Genomic DNA, 19012 nt, shown 5'->3' with positions numbered 1-19012 from the left:
CTCTCCAGACGACTTATTCAATGGTGTAAGAGGCACTGCCCAGATTGGTAAAGAGGGTGACCTCCCTCAATCGGCACGGCTCGGTCATGACCAGCCGCCAGCTTTCGGTGTAATTGAGCTTGAATGGGAAATGGGTCCCACCTAGCTGACCACCGATGTCATTGCGCAGCATCACCCGGCATTTACTCTTGCCGCCATTGATCAGCACTTTCTGAATGGTGACGTGATCGTTGAGCGAGGTGACGACTATCTGAGGCCGCCCAATAGCGGTGTACTCGACGTCTAGATTGAATTCTGGGCCATCGGCAGACTCTGCATTGCAGGCACTCAGTGATAGGCCAGAGGCCAGCAGCAAGGGATAAAGCAGTGTGCGATTCATGATCTCTCCTTAATAAAAATGGCAAAAGGATGCCTGACCGACGAGGTGAACCTCTCGGGCTAACGGGTGCAAACGTAATGGGTTAATGGTGGTGAGGGCTGATAGTCAAATGCCACCAAGGGGGTGGGTTGAGGTTAGGTCGTGTCGAACTCCTTTCGATGTTGGGGTGACTACTTCACTAAATTAGATCTAATGAGGTGATCCTCACCCCAAAGGGTCCTTAATGTCAATGAGGGTCCATAGTCAACTATTAGGGTTGACTGGAGGACGTATGACAAACATCAACTCTGAAGAGCTGGCCAAGAGCGTGGGCAAAGCGATTGGACGCCAACGCCAGCAGGCGGGGCTGACTCAGGAGCAAGTGGCAGAGCACTTAAAGATAGGTATGGAAGCCGTCTCCCGAATGGAGCGAGGTCTCGTGGTGCCGACCGTAGTGCGGTTGGCAGAGCTCGCCCAGCTGTTTGAGTGTGAGCTAGCAGACTTCCTGCGTGAGACCAGCAACCGCCCCACCGAACAAGGCATTGTGCTCAGCCAACAGTTGGCTAAGCTCGATACAGCGGACAGAGCGCTGGTGCTGGAGGTGGTAGATAAGCTGGTGGCACGACTGGCGCCTTAACAGCTCGCAGTGCGCATCTGTGACTGACTGACACCCGATGCCAGGGTCAATAACTTGGGAGGCCGCGATGGCGCTCCCAAGCAGCTTCACAGCGATATGTGTTTACTCTCCCTTGATAATATCTATCTGAGATCTTTTTCAATCAGAGCGACAGAACAACAACCGAGGTCTGCCAAGACGAGGTTGGGGCGATGGTCTCTCCATACGCCCGAAGGTCCGACGACCGGCTGGCAATACCGCCAATATCTGCGTATCCAGCTTGGTCAGATAACCCAGCGCATTAATCAGGTTTATGCGCTTGGTTGTATCGCTGTAGTGGACCATCCCAATGCCATCAGTACCCCATTCCCGATAATCCTCCCGCCTGACCTGACAGTTGAAATAGCTCCCGTTATTGTCGGACATATCTTCCCATACCTCACCCAGCGCAATACCCAGCGAGATATCTCGTTGGTGTACAGCCCCATTAAAAATGAACGTAATGTGGGTATGGAAACGTCTATCAACACCGAACTCCAGTTTCCAGATATAGCCTACCAACGCAGGATATTTGTTCTGTACTCGACGAAGGTAACCATTCCGGTCATTCGTCACGAGGTCTAGCGTGAGCTGGTCGTAGTAGTCTTTGTGATAGCCGATATCCAATCGGATGACTAATAGTTTGGCATGCTGGTCGAATAGGCTATTAACATACGTCGATATGCTGCGCTGATTGCGGCTCTGAACACGTTTGAGGTTATTGAGATACTTACGGTGCACCTTACTCTTGAACTCTCTTAGAAACGCATACAGCGCGTTATTGATATCTCCAGCTAATTCGTTACCGACATCACTATCGAGATATCGCTCATGGATGAGGTGCAATCCATAAACCTCTCGCATATGCGTTAGGAATAGCGCTACCGTTGGATGCGCCGACGATACCTCCTCATGACAATAAAAATAATCACACACGGTATCCAATACATTAAAGAGTTTGGTTGATAGTCTACGGTCAATGCAAGTGATGCGTGACTTACCAAGGGCTGAATCAACAGCCCTGACAATAGGGAACGTTGTATTTTGGAGTTGGTCTGCTATGGATAGGATATCTAATAGTCTGATTGAGTTAAACATGAAGGCCTCGCTTAGGCAGGAGTAACCCTACGCTGTGTGATAGACACACGCGCATATAGGGGAGATTGGTGGAGTGGTATTGGCTAACTATGCTGGTGGTAGCATGACCACCACATGAGGGTGGTGTAATGGTACGCGATAGTGGTAATGGTTATTGGTTGTATATGGGTGGCTGTACATAGCGTAGGAATAGTATTGAATAGAAGTGATGTTTAATGAATGGTAGTGATATTAAATAATAAATATACCTAAACGTAATACGCATGCCTTACCTACGAAAACACCAAAAACATATATAAGAAGGAATGGCTATTTCCCTAACCCATGAGCCTATCAAGGTAGGATTTATAACGCTGGAAGTTATGGAGCTCACCAGGGATGGGAAAATGCATTCAAGACTGGCTTTTACGAATAAGCCAGCTATCAACATCGTGCTCAAACCAGCCAATAGAGGACTGACCTATCTTGAAGGGTTTGGGGAATGTCTCGTCATAACGAGGAGACTTGGGATTAAGCCAGTCATAGATAGTAGACCTGGCCATGCCAATCTTGTTGATGAGGTCTTTGATGCGCAGGACTTTGATGGTGTTGTTCATGGTGTACTCCTGATGATGTGGTAGTTGTTCATCAGAAGAGCGCGCCAGTTAAAAAAAACAGGGTATCGCATCATTCTCTTTAGACGTTAGAAGAGTCTGAACTGTAATTCCTATCCAAACTGCTAGCTATAACTCTGCATAAAGTGACCAATCTAGGCAGCTGATGCATGGATTGTAGGTAATACAAAATTTCAGGCCCCTAGGTTAGAGCTATACCGATAGATGCTATTCACCTATCCGCAGCAAAGAGAACTGAAGAGCCTCCACCTGGACTAGGACAACTCAAAATATACTAAATGCAACCATGCGATAAGTTAAGTGATACTTACATCACACCCTTATCGCAACCTTGTTGATGTGGCAATAGAAACCTATATAATTAAAAATTATGCTGGAATTAACACACCATAAAGAAGGTTGAACATGGCAAGAAATAAAAAATACAGACCACGTAATCACATTGGTGAAAAAGCAAAAAGTGAGCGTCGCGCCCCCCCAATACAGCATAAAGATGAAGACATCAAAATAAATAAAGATATGTTCACTGGTGATAATGAAGTGGAACAACCAACTAAAATCAAACGTGTTTTGCGAGGAAGTAAAACCGACAATAACAAAGATAAAAATATTAAAATGAAAACAACAGAAAGGCCATATTCAATATACGACTGTGATAAAGAATTACTCCTCGCTGCACAGCGAACTAGAAAGACTCCACATCTGGCATTTAGACATGAAGGGCTTAGTAAGAATGGATTGCAGATTGAGAACAACACACCTATAGGCCATTTTATTGAAGATAATAAGTCTAGCGAAGTAAATTACTATCAAAAATTTATAGCAACTGAAGATTACAGTAACTTTGAACATATTTATAACATATTGTCATTTATTTCATCTGTTAGGGAATATAGCTACCACGAACGATTTAAAATTGGGAGGCAATTTAAAAAAAACAATCGATTAGAATTAACCGCTCAGGATGAGGTTAATCTAAATAAAGCACTTGTGTATAGTACTCAGCAGAAAGTAGAAATAAAAAACAAAATAAGAGTTTTGTTGAGATCAAACGTAAACAACATTCTCAATAACCAGGATTATCTTGAGCACTTTGATGTGCATCCAGCTGTATCTATATTCATAAAGATAGTAAATGAGAATGGCATTGACATCACATATAGAGATGATTTTGAAGAGTATTTCTCAATCGATCTGATGACCGCCTTCATCAATAAATTCAATGCAGTCTATAACTCTCCATATTATAAGGAAGAGGTTTCTAAAAGACTTTTCACTGTAAGGAGGAATATAAACTCCATCACTGACTTCATAAATAGAAAGGTCGGTGGCGATTCTACGCATGTGATAAGGTGTTGTTTAGGATTTAACTGTATTTTCGATGATGGATATGATTCAAAATATGAAAAAGAAATTTATGAAATCTATAAAAACCCTAACTCTCTATACTATTACAAGCTCACAAAGCTATTTGATGGCAGAGATGCAATATTTAGGCGAGGAGCAAAAAACCCAGTTATGAAATATATAGATGGGTATATTTGGAAAGTCGATTATTGCTCAATAAGGAAGTATTATCTTCATCTATTTTTATTTTTAAAACCAGACTGGGAGAAGAGCTTTGACATCGTAGAAGAGATCGGTAACATGTGGAGAAGCAACGTGATCAACGGTGATGTTTTTAAATATAGCGGTAAAACAGACAACTTCCCAATTAAAAATAAAGTCGGTCGTGACATGCTGGCTAAATCTTTAAACGACTTATTCATTCAGGACATATTAGCTTATGCGATAGTGCGCAAGCCTAATGAAAAAAACTTTCGTTCATTTGGAAAAAGCGGGAATAGTAAAAGCACTGACAACCCATTACAAAAAAAATTAAACCAACACCGGTAAAAACATCGCGAAATATAAGGCACTCTATTCATCATAAATTAACCTTCTAATTTAAACACTCCATGATGGTATGGTATGAATAAAGATGGAGGTTACGTTCAGTGTAACCTCCATAGGCAAATTCTAAAATTAGAAACTTAATAAACCCTATCCAACTTGTAGATGCACAATATTATCTGCCGGTTTTTCTGATGGTTTCAAAATACCACCCCATAACTCCAGAGCCATTTTTTGTTCCGGTAACCGAACCGTATGAACATAGTGAGCCATTACACCAGGTAGGGCATGACCTAGAATTTGTTCCACGACATGGGGGGCAATCCCAGCCTCGTTAAGGCGGGTCGCTAAGCTCCTTCGCAGATCGTGCCATGTCCAGGGGGTGCTATGCCCGATCCGTTTCCAAATCCCCCTTCCCCACTGACTTACCGCTTCTGGTCGCTTGAGCTCTCCTAGCAAGTATGAGGATGACTGTGCGGCGGCTGCTTTCAGCAAGTGATCTATCGTCGGCCGAATAAAATCAGGTATTGGTCTCACGATTTTATTACCTGTTTTTGAGTTAGAGGCAGGTACTGTCCATGTACCTTCGACTAGATTCCATTCTTCGGGTGCTGATAGCCGAGCTTCTTGAGTTCTTGCGCCGAACGACAACAGAATCTTGGCCAAATTTCCGTAGTAGCAATATGGACCTAGCTTCTCAGCCCACTCCCACAGTGTTCGCAGTTCTTCTAGCGTCAGAACCCTATCTCGCTTACTCGCTTTTTGCCCAACATCAGCAACAGTCAAGTCATCCAACGCATTACTCACTGCAAACTGTCTGACACGGCAAAACTTCAGAGCATGCTTACAGTTTTGAAAACAATACCCACTAGCCACAGGTGCTACCTTCGAGTACTCGTCAAAGACGCTCAACCAATGACGAGTATCACAATCTGACAAAGGAAGACCTCCGATACGGGGATAGACCCACTTCGCAAATTGCTGGCGATGCTTCTCACTGTTAGACCTTTTCTTATCAGCGTGATGGCAGAGCCAATACTCGAGTGCATCTTTAACCGTGACAGGCTTCAACCTTTCATCTTTCCCGATCCGCGTCATCAAGGCGGGATCGTTGCCCTCTTCCAACCAAGCTCGACATTGCGCCGCCTTTTTCCTTGCTTCGGAAAGCGACAGTCCCCCCTCCTGACCGGTATAGGATCCCAGAGTCAGGTTTTTTGCCTTGCCTACAATTCGATAGCGGTACACGAAGCTGACTTTTCCGCTATTCCTCCATAGAACAGATAGCCCATCCCTGTCCGCAACCTTTCTGGGCGTATCATCATCGTGACCACGCAGCATTGCTTTGAGTTTTGAATCTGAGATTGCCATTTTGAACCCACATTTGAACCCACACTTGTCTTATATCCCCTAAGATAACTTTAGACAACCATGGAAATTTAGATAATATAAATCAATAAGATGCATGCAAATTATAGACATTACCAAACAGCATTAGACAAGCAGTGTGATAATACGGCATGAACTGATTGCTGGCCGCGAGCCGCGACGGCGGTTCAAGGCTGATGCGAAAGGCGCCAGGTAGCAATACCTGGCGCCTTTCCTTTATGCTCTCCCCTCCATTTCACCATGACGACCCCGATGAACCGCACTCCCCTGCTGCTGATGGTACTGGTCACCCTGCTGGCCGCTGCTGGCTGGCTCTTCTCGAAAGAGGCGATCCGCGAACTGCCCCCTGCCGCCTTTATCGGCAGCCGCTTTCTGCTGGCGGCGCTGCTGTTGCTCCCCTTGGCTTGGTTGCGCGAGCCACCGCCGACCCGCGCCCAACTGGTGCGCGCCGCCGGCTGCGGCACATTGCTCGGCGCCAGCCTGCTGCTGTGGGTCACCGCCATCAGCCAGAGCGATGCGCTGGGCAGCGGCGCCTTTATCATGAGCGTCGCGACCCTGATGGCCCCGCTGGCCGCCTGGGGAGCCTTTCGAGCCAAGCCTGGCCGCCACTACTGGCTCACCCTGCCCATCGCCATCGCGGGTTTGCTGCTGCTCTCCAGCAGTACCCACTGGGGCGTGTCGCTTTCGCTGTTCTGGTTTCTGGCGGCGGCCACCACTCTCGGCATCCAGCTCGCCGTCCATCGCCACTTTGCCCAATCCATTGCCCCCACCTGGCTCACGTGCATCCAGCTGGCGATGACCGGCCTGCTCGGCACCCTGCTCTCCCTGCTGACCGAACAGTGGCCCGAGGCTGGAGTCAGCCACGGCATCTGGGGCTGGTTTGCGGCGAGCGTCTTGATCGCCACCACATTGCGCTACTGGCTGCTCACTCACGCATTGAGCAAGATGACCACTGCCCACGCCGCCCTGATGATGCTGCTGGAACCGGTCTGGACCCAGATCCTGAGCACCCTCTTCTATAGCGAACCCCTCGGCGGCGCCAAACTGGCCGGAGCCGGACTGGTGCTCGGCGCCCTGGTGCTCTACCAACTGCCCCTGCTGTTGCGCAGTGCACGGCTCAAAACGCCCGTCTGATCCGCGTCACCGCCCTGCGGGGCGGTGTCACCATTTCCCTCCTGTTTGCTTATCTTGTCCTGCCAATGCTGACGTTCTGTTAACGGCCTTTAACCCTTGGTATCCAGAGGGTTAAAGGGCATACCCCATGAAAAAATGCCATATGGCCAGCTTGATGAAGGTCACATTCCTGCCCCTCTTCGCTCCTTATGATGCCCCCATCATCGGTCTGGACAATTCTGACGATGGCCACACATGGGAATAACAAGAGAAAAAACTATGCAGCAAACCAGCCCCCTCAAGACGGTCACAGTCAGCATATTGGCAACCGCCATGCTGATCTTTGTGGCCCAGTACCTGATAGGCAAACAGGAGATCAGGATCGGCATCGCCATCATCCCGATCCTGCCGATGCTCTTTGCCGTCATCATCGGCATGATTGTCTCCGCCAAACCGGTCAAGGATCGCATCCCCGGCTGGAAGCAGCTCTTCACCGAAAAAGAAGAGGGCTTCTGCGGCAAGATGGTGGGCTTCAGCCTGCTGATCCTGGGTACCCAGTACGCGGGGATGATCATCCCCAACCTGAAGATGATCCTGAGCGTCGGCGTGCCGCTGTTCCTGCAGGAGATTGGCAACCTGCTGCCGATCCTGATCGCCATTCCGCTGGCGGTGAAGTTCGGCTTTGGCCGCCGCGCCATCGGGGCCTGCTCCTCCATCAGCCGTGAGCCGTCCGTTGCGGTAATTCAGGGCAAGTTCGGCACCGGCTCCCAAGAGTACATCGGCGTGCTGGCCATCTACCTGTGCGGCTCCGTGATCGGCACCCTCTGGTTCAGCGTGCTGGGCAGCATCGCCCCGCTCACCGGCCTGCACCCGCTGGCACTGGCGGCCGGCTCCGGTGTGGGTTCAGGCTCCATGCTGAGTGCCGCTTCCGGCGCCCTGATCAACGGTCTCGACGAAGCACTGGCTCAGCAGGTGCTGAGTATCGCGGCAGCCTCGAACCTGCTCTCGTCTGCCCTCGGCGCCCTCTCCCTCACCTATCTGGGTCTGCCGCTCGCTGAAAAAATCTATGCCCTGACTGCCAAAGGAGAGAAAGCATGAAAAGCATCGTAATGGATATGCGGTTCGTCTTTCTGGCGATCCTGCTGGCCATGTTTACCCAAACCCTGACCACCGGCACCCCGCTCTGGCTGATGGGTGACAGCTTCGTCGCCATGTCACTGGTGGTGTTCGCTTCGCTGATTGCCAAGCGTTACCTGCCCTCCTCCCTGCCGGCGTTTGCCTATGCCACCATCATCGGCATTCTCATCTGCCTGCCGGAAACCCCGGTGCGCGGCCTCTTCATTGACGCCGTCGCCAAGATCTCCTTCCTCTCCTGCTGCGTACCGCTGCTGGCCTTCGCCGGTCTCTCGGTGGGCGGTCAGCTGGAAGAGCTGAAGAAGATGTCCTGGAAAGTGATCCTGATCTTCATGATCGTCTCCACCTGCTGCTTCTTCGGCGCCTCGCTGGTGGCCCAACTCGGCTTCTCCATTCAAGGGATCATCTGATGAACAACATCCATATTGAACCGGCCCTGCTGGCCCTGCGCGACTTCAGCCACGAAGTACGCCACCACCTGCACTCCATTCCGGAAGCCTCCGGTGTCGAGTTCAAGACCTCGGCCTACTGCCGCGAGCTGATGGCAGGCTTTGGCTACCGTCTCACCGACTATCCGGGCTTCACCGGTTTCCACGGCGATCTGGTGGTTGACCCGGTACTGCCGACCATCGCCTTCCGTGCCGATATGGATGGCCTCGAGATGCACGACATGAGCGACGTTGCGTTCAAGTCGACCCACGAGGGAATGGCTCACAACTGTGGTCACGACTCCCATATGGCGATCGCCCTGACCGCAGCCAAGTTTCTGGCCGCCAACCGCGATCGCCTGCAGTACAACGTCCGCTTTATCTTCCAGATGGCGGAAGAGGATATGCGGGTGCCGGGCGCCGAGAAGATGGTCGAACTGGGCTGCATGAAGGGGGTAGACGAGGTCTATGCCCTCCATAACGACGGCGCCATGGAAACCGGCACCATCAAGTTCAACCACGGTGTCATGTCCTCCTGGGGCTCCGCCTGGACGCTGGATGTGCACGGTATCTCCGCCCACGGATCCACCCCCCACAAGGGGCTGGATGCCATCCGCGAAGCGGTGCGGATCATCGAGGACATGGACTACATCGTCGCCAAGCGCACCAGTCCGTTCAGCCCAGCGGTATTTGGCTGCGGCATGATCAACGGCGGCACCATCCCCAACGCCATCGCCGACCATGTGCAGGCACGTGGCACCATCCGTGCCATGGATGCCGAGACCGACCAGATCCTGAAGAACAGCTTCAAGGAGATCGTGGCCCAGAGCGAACTACGCGGCTTCAAAACCAAGATGGTCTATGCCGGGTATCCGGCGGTCGAGAACCACGCCGAGGCCTGTGCCCGTCTGCTGCAAGCGGCCGCCGATGTATTGCCCTCCGAGGGGATCAACGCTCAGGGTCAGTCGATGACCGGCAGCGAGGATTTCAGCTACATGGTCAACGCCTGCCGTGGCCGCAAGGGGGCCATGTTCTTCCTCGGCAGCGGCTGTCAGGCCAAGGGGATCTGCAACTATCTGCATGCGAATCCCTACTACCTCGATGACGACTGCCTGCTGGTCGGAGCCCAGATCTTTATCAATCTGGCGACCCGCAGCGCTTAATCCCGCATGCCGATAAAACCAGAAGAGAGGCCAAGGCCTCTCTTTTTTATCTCTGTATTTTTGCTCTGTACGCGGCAGACCCCCAGCGGCTAGAGCCACGGCAACTCCGCCATATTGGCAGTCGGCAGCTGATTGATCAGATGAAGTTGCACCGTCTCCCGGCTGATATGGGGGGCGTAGAGGTGGATAAAGTCGTACATGTAGTCACGCAGATGGGCATGCTTGCGCAGGCAGATGTGGGTCGCGCTCGAGGCGATCAGGTGGTCGATGTTGAGACTCACCAGATCCTCCCTGTCCCCCTCGTCAAAGGCCATGCTTGCAATCACCCCGACCCCCATGCCGAGCCGGACGTAGTGCTTGATCACGTCGGTATCGGTGGCGGTCAGCACGGTTTTCGGCGAGAGGCCGTGGCGGCTGAAGGCCTTGTCCATCTTGGAGCGACCGGTAAAGCCGAACACATAGGTGATGAGGGGATAGCGGGCCAGATCCGCCATCGACAGCGGCTGACAGTCGATCAGCGGATGACCGTGGGGCACCACCACGCTGCGCCCCCAGCGATAACAGGGAACGGCGGCCAGCTCGTCGAACAGATACATGGACTCGGTGGCGATCGCCATATCCACATCGCCGCTTTGCACCATCTGGGCCAGTTGGGCTGGCGCCCCCTGATGGAGCTGGATCGCCACATCGGGATAACGGCGGCTGAACTCGGTGATCACCGCTGGCAGCTTGTAGCGCGCCTGGGTGTGGGTGGTGGCGATACGCAGCACCCCGCTGGTAGCCAGTTGCTCCCCCAGCGACAGCTGGTTGATCTGCTCCACCTGCGCCACCACCCCCTTGGCCAACTCCATCACCTGCTCGCCTGCGCTGGTCAAGCCGACCAGATTCTTTCCCTTGCGGGTAAAGAGGGCGAGCCCCAGCTCATCTTCCAGCATCTTCATCTGCTTGCTGAGGGTGGGCTGGGAGGTGTAGAGCTTCTCCGCCGTCGCCGAGATATTGAAGTTGTTCTTCACAATCTCGGTAAAGTTCTTGAGCCGGGCGATGTTCATCTGGGCAAGGGATCTCGCTGCTGCGGCCAGTGGGGCTGACCTGAAAAAGAGAGAGCGGGACTGGCCCCGCAGCTGACCGCCGACCATACCACAGCGCCGCGCGCGATAACCTGCCCCAGGTCAGAAAGCGGCGAGCTAGTCGCTGGCGAGCTTGATCCCGAGCCCGACAAACAGGGTGCCGATGCCCCGGTTGAGCCAGCGACCAAGACGCTGTGACAACCGAACCCTGTGGCTGGCATAGACGGTGGTAAAGACCAGCAGGTGACACCAGATGATACCGCCCAGATTGAAGATGCAACCGAGCAAGATAAAGGCGAGCGCCTTGTCGGGGGCATCCGGTGCGATGAACTGGGGCACGAAGGCGAGGAAAAAGAGCGCGACTTTGGGATTGAGCACATTGGTCAGCACTCCCTGCCGGTAAATCTGGCCATAGGAAAGGACGGGCAGGGTGGCCCCTCTCTCCATTGCACCCATCGTTTGCTGGCGCAGCAGGGAGAACCCCAGATAGATGAGGTAGATGGCGCCAGCCAGCTTGATGAGGGCAAACAGCTCGGCCGACGCGCTGAGCAGGGCCGACAGACCGAGGGCCGCCGCCAGCACATGCACCATGACACCGGTGCCGATGCCCAACGTCGCAATCGAACCGGCACGCCACCCTTGCGAGCCACTGCGCAACATGACCAGCAGGGAGTCGGGCCCCGGCATGATATTGAGCAGCAACCCCGAGACCATAAACAGTGCAAGATCATGAATACCGAACATCACACTTCCCCTCGTAAAGAAAAACCAAACAAAAAGGGCTCCGCAGAGCCCTCTTTTCTTTCACTCTGCGGCAGCTGACACATCATCAGCTGTCCCGCCAGCCATCAGGGCCGCAGCGCCTTGTCCGCCCGCGAGATGCCGCAGACGCCGGAGCGCACCACTTCGATGATCTCGTTGGTCTGGGCGGCAGTCTTGATAAAGGCATCCAGCTTCTCGCTGGTGCCCACCAACTGTACCGTGTACTGCTCGGGGGTTACGTCGACGATCTGGCCACGGAAGATATCCGCCAGCCGTTTCAGCTCGTCACGAGCCCCACCGGCGGCACGCGCCTTGACCAGCGCGATCTCCCGCTCGATATGCTCCCCTTCGCTCAAGTCGCACACCTTAAGCACATCCACCAGCTTGTGCAGCTGCTTCTGGATCTGCTCCAGCACCCGCTCGTCACCCATGGTGACGATGGTCATGCGTGACAGGGTGGGATCCTCGGTCGGCGCCACCGTCAGGGTCTCGATGTTGTAGCCGCGCTGGGAGAAGAGACCCACCACGCGGCTCAGGGCGCCGGATTCGTTCTCCAGCAGTACTGAAATGATGTGTCTCATGATATTTCCCCCGCCTTGCTCAGCCACATCTCGTCCTTGATGGAACCAAACTTGAGCTCCTTGAGTACGGCCGAAATAATATGTTCCATCGTCAGGTTCTCTCCGTCTTGCTCAGCCACATCTCGTCCATGGCGCCAAACTTGATCTGCATTGGATAGACGTGCTCATCCGGGTCTACCGAGATATCCATGAACACCAGCCGATCCTTCATGGCGAAGGCCTTCTCCATGGCGCTCTCCAGCTCGGCCGGATCACTCACCGCGATGCCGACGTGGCCGTAGGCTTCCGCCAGTTTGACGAAGTCTGGCAGGGACTCCATGTAGGAGTGGCTGTGACGACCGCCGTAGAACATCTTCTGCCACTGCTTGACCATGCCCAGCGCACGGTTGTTGATGGAGATGATCTTGATGGGCACCCCGTACTGCATGCAGGTCGAGAGCTCCTGAATGTTCATCTGCACCGAGCCGTCGCCGGTGACGCAGCAGACCACCGCATCCGGGTTGGCAAACTGGGCCCCCATGGCGGCCGGAATACCAAAGCCCATGGTGCCGAGGCCCCCTGAGTTGATCCACTGGCGCGGTTTGGCAAACGGGTAGTAGAGGGCAGCAAACATCTGGTGCTGGCCCACGTCGGAGGCGACGAATGCCTGACCCTGAGTCACCTTGTAGAGGGTCTCGATCACCTGTTGTGGCTTGATCTGGGTAGCCGACTTTTCGTAGGCCAGACAGTGACGGGAGCGCCACTGGTTGATCTGGCTCCACCAGTCCGCCAGCGCCTCCTTGTCGTTATCGAAGCCACACTCGCGGATCACTTCCAACATCTGCTCCAGCACGGTTTCCACCGAGCCGACGATGGGCACATGGGCCTGCACCGTCTTGGAGATGGAGGTGGGGTCGATATCGATATGAACCACGGTCGCATTGGGGCAGAACTTGGCCACGTTGTTGGTGACGCGGTCATCGAAGCGGGCTCCCACGGCGAAGATGAGATCCGCGTTGTGCATGGTTTTGTTGGCTTCGAAGGTGCCGTGCATCCCCAGCATGCCGATAAATTGCGGATGGACACCGGAGAAGGCCCCCAGCCCCATCAGGGTGGTGGTCACCGGCAGGTTCAGCAGCTCCGCCAGTTTGGTCACCAGATGGTCCGCATTGGCGTTGATGGCGCCACCGCCCACGTACATCACCGGGCGCTGGGCTTCTACCAGCAGCTTGGCAGCCCGCTTGATCTGCCCTTTATGGCCAGACTTGGTCGGGTTGTAGGAGCGCAGGGAGACCGTCTCGGGATACTGGTAGGGGAATTTTTCTTTCGGGTTCTGCACATCTTTGGGCAGATCCACCACCACCGGCCCCGGGCGGCCGCTGGCTGCAATGTAGTAGGCCTTCTTGATGGCCTCAGGGATATCGCTCGCCTTCTTGCACAGGAAGCTGTGCTTCACCACCGGGCGGGAGATACCGATCATGTCGGTCTCCTGGAACGCATCCTCACCGATCATGCTGGTCGGCACCTGGCCGGAGAGGATCACCAGCGGAATGGAATCCATATAGGCGGTGGCAATACCGGTAATGCAGTTGGTCGCTCCCGGGCCTGACGTTACCAGCACAGTCCCCACCTTGCCGGTGGAACGGGCGTAACCGTCAGCCATGTGAACCGCGGCCTGCTCGTGCCGCACCAAGACATGCTCCATCTTGCCGTTTTCGAAGAGAGCGTCATAGATGTCGAGCACTGAGCCACCAGGGTAGCCGAAGACGTGCTCAACTCCCTGATCTTCCAGCGCTCTAACCACCATCTGGGCGCCTGATAACATCTCCATGATAAAGCCCTCCAGGCTTTGCTCCGTTTAGCGAATCCCGCCGACGATGCCGTGCTTCCCGGCACGGCCCGATCCGTTTCTTGTTGTTATCTGAATGCAGATCGGTCCAATTCAGCCCCGTCGACAGTAGAAAAAAAGGATTTTTCCGTCATTCACCCGAAAATAGGGTGAAAAACCAACTTAACCCGCTTCATAACGCTTGTCCACGGCTTTATCTGACCAGAACAGTCATACATTTCAACCGGCTATTAACATTCAATGACTTGCCGCAGCGGCCATGAGACAAAAGGGAAGGAAGTCGGGGAATGGCCAGCGGATCATTCCGCTGAGGGGAAAAACAACCACAAAAAAGCCCACCGCTCAGCGGTGGGCTTGATGCCGAATGATGAATCAGTTGTCCTGATCCGGCTCAGCCAGCCAGATCTGCTGATCCGGATCGGTCTCTTCACTGACCGAAATGCTGACACCCATATCGAGCAACTCGTGCAGGGTGAGATTGTCAGCCAGGTTCATGACTTCGCCGTTTTCATTGGTAAAGCGCATTTGCTCCGTCCTCTCCTTGGTGGGATCGCCTTTCAGTCTAGTCAACAACGCTCACTTGCGATAACCAGCAACTGGATAAACAGTCGCCCCCATCCAGCTCGCTCAGGCGATCACTTACCTCCTCCGGAAACAGAGTGCGCGCCCAGAGCCGCCGCGACAGAGAGGCCACGCTCTCGTCAGCGCCCGCCGCCAGCCAGCGGGCCAGCTCCCCCGCTACATCGGGGTAGCAGACTGCCCCCAGCGAGGCGCTGTCGAGCCAGGTACGCACCAGATTGGCATCGAGCACATCCATCAGAGTTGCCAGCCCCATCATCTCGAGCGTCTTGCCATTGGTCAGCTGTTCGAACTGGCCGCCGAGGGGCTTGACCAGCTGCTTCTTGCCGAGGGTGAGTGCCTCGGAAGCCAGCTCGAAACCCGCGTTGGAGATGACACCGCGACAACCGGCCAGTACGGCGATAAACCCGTGCCGCGATGGCGGTTCGAAGCGCAGGTTGCGCCATTGGCTAGGGGTGCGAATGGCGGGGTGAAAGCAGACGAAGCGTTGCTGACCAAAGCGCGACAACAGGGCGGCGATCGCCTCGGTCTGCTCGAATGGCAGATAGACCAGGATCTCGCCGTTATCCGGTGCGGCGGCGATGGGGTCGATCACCGGCGGCAACAAGGGGTGACCAAAGTGAAACCAGTGCAGCCCGAGCGGCTGATCCACAGGAGCAAAGTGGCGCATCAGCTGGCGGCTGACCCCATCCTCCCCCCAGCGCGGGATGGGCCAGTTGAAGCTGGCCTGATGGCTGACGGTGAGGCTCGGCTTGCCATAGCGGCGGGCAGCGTGGGCGGTCAGCGGCTCAAAATCGCTCACCACCAGATCGTATTCGCTGCAATCGAGAGCCCGCAGATCCCGCCAGAAGGTGAGTGGCGAGGCGGCTTGCAGGGTGCGCCACGGAGAAACTCGCCCCTCGTGACTGACAAAAGTGAGGCCGGGAAAGGCGCGGTAGGCGCCAAACTCCTCCATGTCGAAATAGCGGTCGGCGGGGCGGCCGCTAAAGAGATAATCCACCTCGACCCCTGCTGTGCGCAGCGCCCGCGCCAAGGTGCGACTGCGACTGATATGACCGTTGCCGGTGCCTTGCACCCCAAACAGTATCCTCATGAGTGGCTCCAGCCGAGCGCCAGCACGGCGCAACCGCCCCCCAGCAGGGCACCGGCCACCAGATCACTCAGGTAGTGCACCCCGAGCAGCAACCGGGATGCCCCCACCAGCGCCGCCCAGCCAAACAGCAGGGGGGCCCAGAGCGGAAAGGCGGTGGCCAGTATGGTGGCCATCAGAAAAGCGGCGGCGGTGTGGCCGGAAGGGAGGCTGTAGCGATCGGAAGGAGTGATAAAGACCGGCAAGCCGACCGGCCGTTGCCGTTTCAGGCTGTTTTTCAGCAGCAGATAGAGGGGCAGTTCGATGGCGAAGGCAAGCAGCGCCAGTCGCACCAGCTCCCGCTCTGCCTCCCCCTGCCACCAGAGCAGGGCGGCCAGCACAGCGTAAAGCGGGCCATCGCCGGTGCGGGAAATGAGACGACTCACCCTCGCCTGCTGCCGGTTGTAGCCGTGAAGCAGGCAGATCCGGCACACCTGCAGGTCCCATTGCTGGATCTTGTTCATATCCCCTCCTTCCCTGAATTCTGCTTGCAGAGTAAGAAAGCGGGATGACGTTACGTTGAACAAGGGATAACAGATTTATGAAAAAAGGGCCGAATGGCCCTTTTTAATCTCGATGTTGCGGCAAAATCAGTGGCTGCCGCGCAGACCGGTCTCCATCAGACGGCAATTGTGGTCCGCCAGACGGGCCATGAAGTGCTCATCCACTTTCAGGCCAAACACCTGCTCGTAGAGATCTTTCATCACGAATGGCTGCCACATCATGCTGAGGAAGGAGATCTTCAGCATGTCGGGATCCAGGTTGTCACCCAGCTCGCCGTTAGACTTCATGGTTTCCAGCAGGGCATCGAACTGCGGCAGCTGACGTTCCAGCAGGCGGTTCAGCACAAAATCCCGGCCCGGGCTCTTCTCGGTCGACAATGCGCTGGAGATGGCAGAGGTCAGCTCGCTGTTGGGCGCCATCACCTGATAGTAGGTGTTGAGCAGCTCGTTGAGGCTGTGATTGCTGTGTTCATCTTGCCAAGCATGGTCGAGGGGTTCGGCCACATCGCCCAACACCGCTTTGTAAAGACCCTCTTTACTGCCGAAGTAGTAGTGGATCATTGCCAGATTGGAGCCAGCAAGCTCCGCGATTTCGCGTGTAGTCACCTTGCTATAGGGAGTATTGAGAAAACGCTCACGGGCGGCAGCAAGCAACTTGTCACGAATGTCAGAACGTCCGACCGGACGACCAGGTCTACGTTTTTCCATTTAACACCTCAGATAATTCAGCCAATGCTGATAAGTCGATCTGGTTGTGCAGAGAATAGAGCACAGCAGGAATGACCAGATAATCGGTCATGGGCCGAATATGGGACAAGGAAATTTGCAATCCTTTACAATCCGATTAAATACGTCAGCAGATTGCCCCTGACCTTCCGTGTTGACACAGCATAAAAATCTCGATATTGGTAAAAGCGTTATCGACTGGAAGGAATAACAACGTCATGCGTATCGCCACCCCGCTACTACTAATCTCCCTAATCGCGTTAACTCGCGCGGGATCCTTGTAGCCGGGCTAAGGCATAGCCGGAATTTACAAAAACCCGTGCACCCTGCACGGGTTTTTTTATGCCGCCGCAGGATGCACGTTACCGAACTTAGGAAGAGGGAAGTCACATGTCAGATCGGGTCATCATATTCGACACCACCTTGCGTGATGGTGAGCAGGCCCTGGCGGCCAGTTTGACAGTCAAGGAGAAGCTGCAGATCGCCCAGGCACTGGAGCGGCTCGGTGTCGACGTCATGGAGGTGGGCTTCCCGGTCTCCTCTCCCGGCGATTTTCAATCGGTGCAGACCATCGCCCGCCACATCAGAAACAGCCGGGTCTGCGCCCTCGCCCGCGCCCTGCCCAAGGATATCGACGCCGCCGGCGAAGCCTTGCGGGTCGCCGAGGCGTTTCGCATCCACACCTTTATATCCACCTCCTCCATCCATGTGGAGAGCAAGCTGAAAAAGAGCTTCGAAGACGTGCTGGAGATGGGGGTCGGCGCCATCAAGCACGCCTTGCGCTACACCGATGATGTGGAGTTCTCCTGCGAGGATGCGGGCCGCACGCCGATCGATAACCTCTGCCGCATGGTGGAGGCCGCCATCAAGGCTGGCGCCCGCACCATCAATATCCCGGACACCGTGGGCTATACGGTACCGACCGAGTTCTCCGGCATCATCCACACCCTGTTCAACCGGGTGCCCAACATCGACAAGGCCATCATCTCGGTCCACTGCCACGACGATCTGGGGCTCTCGGTGGCCAACTCCATCGGCGCGGTGCAGATGGGAGCCCGACAGATCGAGTGCACCATCAACGGCATCGGCGAGCGGGCGGGCAACTGCTCGCTGGAAGAGGTGGCGATGATCCTCAAAACCCGCGCCGACCTGCTCGGGGTGCAAACCAATATCCGCCACAACGAAATTCATCGCACCAGCACCCTCGTCAGCCAGCTGTGCAATATGCCGGTGCAGCCCAACAAGGCGATCGTCGGGGCCAACGCCTTTTCCCACAGCTCCGGCATCCATCAGGATGGAGTACTCAAGGCGAAAAATACCTACGAAATCATCACTCCCGAGAGCATCGGCCTGACCCAGAACAACCTCAACATGACCTCCCGCTCCGGCCGCCACGTCATCAAGCACCGGATGGAGTCCATGGGCTACGCCGAGAGCAGCTACGACCTCGACCACCTCTACGGCAAGTTCCTGACCCTGGCCGACAAGAAGGGGCAGGTATTCGACTACGACCTCGAAGCGCTGGCCTTCTTCAGCCAGATCCACGAAGAGCCCGAGCACTTCAAGCTGGAGTACCTCGGGGTCCAGAGCGGCAGCTCGGTGCTGGCCACCGCCTCGGTCAAATTGAAGGTGGGTCAGGATCTGATTTGCGAAGCGGCCACCGGCAACGGCCCGGTGGATGCAGTCTACCAGTGCATCAACCGCATCACCGGCTATGAGATACGCATCGACAAATATGCCCTCAAGAGCAAGGGCGAAGGGGAAGATGCCCTCGGTCAGGTCGATATCGTCGCCGAGTACAAAGGGCGCAAATTCCACGGCATGGGACTGGCCACCGACATCATCGAATCCTCGGCCCACGCCCTGCTCCATGTGATCAACAGCATCTGGCGCGCCGATCAGGTGGCCGAACAGATGGAACGCAATAACAGCATCAAATCAGAAACCGTCTGAGCCGAACTCGATACCAAACAGACGGAATGGAATGACAGCATC

The 19012-nt window shown here is 54.8% G+C and carries 19 protein-coding genes; 7 read left to right on the top strand and 12 right to left on the bottom strand.

Annotated features, from left to right (window positions below; all coding sequences use genetic code 11):
* Window positions 1-13: 13 nt before the first annotated feature.
* On the bottom strand, window positions 14-379 hold the full coding sequence (locus tag I6L46_RS20550; protein ID WP_216976960.1) for a hypothetical protein: 366 nt from the start codon (window positions 377-379) through the stop codon (window positions 14-16).
* 271 nt (window positions 380-650) lie between these two features.
* Between I6L46_RS20550 and I6L46_RS20545 the strand changes: the two genes are divergently transcribed.
* Window positions 651-995 carry a helix-turn-helix domain-containing protein gene (locus tag I6L46_RS20545; RefSeq protein ID WP_201959109.1) on the top strand — a complete coding sequence of 115 codons (345 nt, stop codon included), beginning with the start codon at window positions 651-653 and terminating at the stop codon, window positions 993-995.
* Window positions 996-1133: 138 nt separating this feature from the next.
* Here the strand turns inward: I6L46_RS20545 and I6L46_RS20540 are convergent, their stop codons facing one another.
* Complete coding sequence (locus tag I6L46_RS20540) at window positions 1134-2111, bottom strand: inovirus-type Gp2 protein (protein WP_254203117.1); 978 nt, start codon at window positions 2109-2111, stop codon at window positions 1134-1136.
* A 392-nt stretch (window positions 2112-2503) separates the two neighbouring features.
* Window positions 2504-2707, bottom strand: coding sequence for an AlpA family transcriptional regulator (locus I6L46_RS20535; RefSeq protein WP_201959108.1), 204 nt, complete (start codon window positions 2705-2707; stop codon window positions 2504-2506).
* A gap of 423 nt (window positions 2708-3130) precedes the next feature.
* On the opposite strand from I6L46_RS20535, the gene I6L46_RS20530 reads away from it, so the two are divergent.
* A complete protein-coding gene (locus I6L46_RS20530; protein ID WP_254203116.1) occupies window positions 3131-4621 on the top strand; it encodes a histone-like nucleoid structuring protein in 1491 nt (496 codons plus the stop codon).
* Between the two features lie 147 nt (window positions 4622-4768).
* On the opposite strand, the gene I6L46_RS20525 is transcribed toward I6L46_RS20530, so the two are convergent.
* On the bottom strand, window positions 4769-5986 hold the full coding sequence (locus I6L46_RS20525; RefSeq protein WP_201968525.1) for a site-specific integrase: 1218 nt from the start codon (window positions 5984-5986) through the stop codon (window positions 4769-4771).
* Window positions 5987-6256: 270 nt separating this feature from the next.
* Between I6L46_RS20525 and I6L46_RS20520 the strand changes: the two genes are divergently transcribed.
* The 4 genes from I6L46_RS20520 (at window position 6257) to I6L46_RS20505 (ending at window position 9842) form a co-directional block, all read left to right on the top strand.
* Window positions 6257-7138, top strand: coding sequence for a DMT family transporter (locus tag I6L46_RS20520; protein WP_216976958.1), 882 nt, complete (start codon window positions 6257-6259; stop codon window positions 7136-7138).
* 258 nt (window positions 7139-7396) lie between these two features.
* Window positions 7397-8215, top strand: coding sequence for a DUF3100 domain-containing protein (locus I6L46_RS20515; protein ID WP_005341166.1), 819 nt, complete (start codon window positions 7397-7399; stop codon window positions 8213-8215).
* Window positions 8212-8661, top strand: a complete 450-nt coding sequence (locus I6L46_RS20510; protein ID WP_005349183.1) for a hypothetical protein — start codon at window positions 8212-8214, stop codon at window positions 8659-8661. Before I6L46_RS20515 ends, I6L46_RS20510 begins: the two co-directional genes overlap by 4 nt.
* A complete protein-coding gene (locus I6L46_RS20505; RefSeq protein WP_216976956.1) occupies window positions 8661-9842 on the top strand; it encodes a M20 family metallopeptidase in 1182 nt (393 codons plus the stop codon). The genes I6L46_RS20510 and I6L46_RS20505 overlap by 1 nt, the downstream gene beginning before the upstream one ends.
* Before the next feature lie 89 nt (window positions 9843-9931).
* On the opposite strand, the gene I6L46_RS20500 is transcribed toward I6L46_RS20505, so the two are convergent.
* From I6L46_RS20500 to I6L46_RS20465, 8 genes are all read right to left on the bottom strand, one after another.
* On the bottom strand, window positions 9932-10891 hold the full coding sequence (locus tag I6L46_RS20500; protein ID WP_216976954.1) for a LysR substrate-binding domain-containing protein: 960 nt from the start codon (window positions 10889-10891) through the stop codon (window positions 9932-9934).
* A gap of 135 nt (window positions 10892-11026) precedes the next feature.
* Window positions 11027-11653 (bottom strand): LysE family translocator, encoded by a 627-nt coding sequence (locus tag I6L46_RS20495; RefSeq protein WP_216976952.1) that lies wholly within the window; start codon window positions 11651-11653, stop codon window positions 11027-11029.
* A 104-nt stretch (window positions 11654-11757) separates the two neighbouring features.
* Complete coding sequence (gene ilvN, locus I6L46_RS20490) at window positions 11758-12252, bottom strand: acetolactate synthase small subunit (protein WP_005311605.1); 495 nt, start codon at window positions 12250-12252, stop codon at window positions 11758-11760.
* A gap of 91 nt (window positions 12253-12343) precedes the next feature.
* Window positions 12344-14062, bottom strand: coding sequence for an acetolactate synthase 3 large subunit (locus tag I6L46_RS20485; protein ID WP_005339146.1), 1719 nt, complete (start codon window positions 14060-14062; stop codon window positions 12344-12346).
* A 390-nt stretch (window positions 14063-14452) separates the two neighbouring features.
* On the bottom strand, window positions 14453-14605 hold the full coding sequence (locus I6L46_RS20480; protein ID WP_005341188.1) for a hypothetical protein: 153 nt from the start codon (window positions 14603-14605) through the stop codon (window positions 14453-14455).
* 37 nt (window positions 14606-14642) lie between these two features.
* A complete protein-coding gene (locus I6L46_RS20475) occupies window positions 14643-15752 on the bottom strand; it encodes an MJ1255/VC2487 family glycosyltransferase (protein WP_216976950.1) in 1110 nt (369 codons plus the stop codon).
* Window positions 15749-16252 carry a phosphatase PAP2 family protein gene (locus I6L46_RS20470; protein WP_216976948.1) on the bottom strand — a complete coding sequence of 168 codons (504 nt, stop codon included), beginning with the start codon at window positions 16250-16252 and terminating at the stop codon, window positions 15749-15751. The genes I6L46_RS20475 and I6L46_RS20470 overlap by 4 nt, the downstream gene beginning before the upstream one ends.
* 126 nt (window positions 16253-16378) lie before the next feature.
* On the bottom strand, window positions 16379-16999 hold the full coding sequence (locus tag I6L46_RS20465) for a TetR/AcrR family transcriptional regulator (protein ID WP_005349170.1): 621 nt from the start codon (window positions 16997-16999) through the stop codon (window positions 16379-16381).
* A 408-nt stretch (window positions 17000-17407) separates the two neighbouring features.
* Between I6L46_RS20465 and leuA the strand changes: the two genes are divergently transcribed.
* A complete protein-coding gene (leuA, locus tag I6L46_RS20460; RefSeq protein ID WP_216976945.1) occupies window positions 17408-18970 on the top strand; it encodes a 2-isopropylmalate synthase in 1563 nt (520 codons plus the stop codon).
* Window positions 18971-19012 lie beyond the last annotated feature (42 nt).

It is taken from the genome of Aeromonas sp. FDAARGOS 1416 (assembly GCF_019048085.1).
Classification (GTDB): domain Bacteria; phylum Pseudomonadota; class Gammaproteobacteria; order Enterobacterales; family Aeromonadaceae; genus Aeromonas; species Aeromonas veronii.
Note: the sequence above shows the minus strand (reverse complement) of the source record. Positions and strands in the feature narration are given on the sequence as shown.

Coding starts and splice junctions, on each gene's coding strand:
- ilvN (WP_005311605.1), bottom strand. CDS start 12,252: ATGAGACACATCATTTCAGTACTGCTGGAGAACGAATCCGGCGCCCTG.
- I6L46_RS20505 (WP_216976956.1), top strand. CDS start 8,661: ATGAACAACATCCATATTGAACCGGCCCTGCTGGCCCTGCGCGACTTC.
- I6L46_RS20465 (WP_005349170.1), bottom strand. CDS start 16,999: ATGGAAAAACGTAGACCTGGTCGTCCGGTCGGACGTTCTGACATTCGT.
- I6L46_RS20530 (WP_254203116.1), top strand. CDS start 3,131: ATGGCAAGAAATAAAAAATACAGACCACGTAATCACATTGGTGAAAAA.
- I6L46_RS20550 (WP_216976960.1), bottom strand. CDS start 379: ATGAATCGCACACTGCTTTATCCCTTGCTGCTGGCCTCTGGCCTATCA.
- I6L46_RS20515 (WP_005341166.1), top strand. CDS start 7,397: ATGCAGCAAACCAGCCCCCTCAAGACGGTCACAGTCAGCATATTGGCA.
- I6L46_RS20540 (WP_254203117.1), bottom strand. CDS start 2,111: ATGTTTAACTCAATCAGACTATTAGATATCCTATCCATAGCAGACCAA.
- I6L46_RS20500 (WP_216976954.1), bottom strand. CDS start 10,891: ATGAACATCGCCCGGCTCAAGAACTTTACCGAGATTGTGAAGAACAAC.
- I6L46_RS20470 (WP_216976948.1), bottom strand. CDS start 16,252: ATGAACAAGATCCAGCAATGGGACCTGCAGGTGTGCCGGATCTGCCTG.
- I6L46_RS20475 (WP_216976950.1), bottom strand. CDS start 15,752: ATGAGGATACTGTTTGGGGTGCAAGGCACCGGCAACGGTCATATCAGT.
- I6L46_RS20495 (WP_216976952.1), bottom strand. CDS start 11,653: ATGTTCGGTATTCATGATCTTGCACTGTTTATGGTCTCGGGGTTGCTG.
- I6L46_RS20520 (WP_216976958.1), top strand. CDS start 6,257: ATGAACCGCACTCCCCTGCTGCTGATGGTACTGGTCACCCTGCTGGCC.
- I6L46_RS20480 (WP_005341188.1), bottom strand. CDS start 14,605: ATGCGCTTTACCAATGAAAACGGCGAAGTCATGAACCTGGCTGACAAT.
- I6L46_RS20510 (WP_005349183.1), top strand. CDS start 8,212: ATGAAAAGCATCGTAATGGATATGCGGTTCGTCTTTCTGGCGATCCTG.
- I6L46_RS20535 (WP_201959108.1), bottom strand. CDS start 2,707: ATGAACAACACCATCAAAGTCCTGCGCATCAAAGACCTCATCAACAAG.
- leuA (WP_216976945.1), top strand. CDS start 17,408: ATGTCAGATCGGGTCATCATATTCGACACCACCTTGCGTGATGGTGAG.
- I6L46_RS20485 (WP_005339146.1), bottom strand. CDS start 14,062: ATGGAGATGTTATCAGGCGCCCAGATGGTGGTTAGAGCGCTGGAAGAT.
- I6L46_RS20545 (WP_201959109.1), top strand. CDS start 651: ATGACAAACATCAACTCTGAAGAGCTGGCCAAGAGCGTGGGCAAAGCG.
- I6L46_RS20525 (WP_201968525.1), bottom strand. CDS start 5,986: ATGGCAATCTCAGATTCAAAACTCAAAGCAATGCTGCGTGGTCACGAT.